This window comes from Devosia alba (assembly GCF_039938915.1).
Taxonomy (GTDB): Bacteria; Pseudomonadota; Alphaproteobacteria; order Rhizobiales; family Devosiaceae; genus Devosia; species Devosia alba.
The window spans coordinates 1-550 of sequence record NZ_JBDUUI010000043.1; the positions used below are offsets into that span (position 1 = coordinate 1).

At 52.0% G+C, this 550-nt stretch carries 1 protein-coding gene; it reads left to right on the plus strand.

Annotation, left to right across the window (positions count from 1 at the left end):
- On the plus strand, positions 1-550 hold a 550-nt coding region (locus ABFY71_RS18700), incomplete at both ends, for a DNA-directed RNA polymerase (protein ID WP_347947375.1).

Below are 550 nucleotides of genomic sequence, written 5' to 3' on the forward strand. Positions count from 1 at the left end.
TGATAATCTCCAGCAAGTTCGAAGCGTCACACAGTCACCGTTTGACTCTGAGGCTTTTAAGAATGCAGACAGCCCGTGGTGTTTTCTCGCTGCCTGCATCGACCTCGTTGCTGCACTTGACTCTGATAGCCCAGAGCTTTACTGCTCGTCAGTACCTGTGGCAATGGACGCTACGAACTCAGGTTCTCAGCACTACAGCGCAATGCTCCGGGACCCAATCGGCGGACGCTTAACGAACCTGTTCTGGGAGGGCAACGCAGAGAAAGCGGATATGTACATGGACGTGAAGGAGCGTACGGACTCTAAGGTAATCATGGACCTCACTGACCCTGAGCACGTAGTGCAAGCTACGTACTGGAGAGAGAACCCAATTACTCGGAGTATGTCTAAGAAGCCCTGTATGACCTATGTATATTCTGCTACTGTACGTAGCTGCTCTGAGTATATCCTGCTGGGTGCTAAGGACGAGGGTTATGAGCCCACTGAGGAGTACAGCCTGTTTAAGCTAGCAGGGTACTTAGCTCCGCGTATGCGCGCTGCTGTAGAGGAT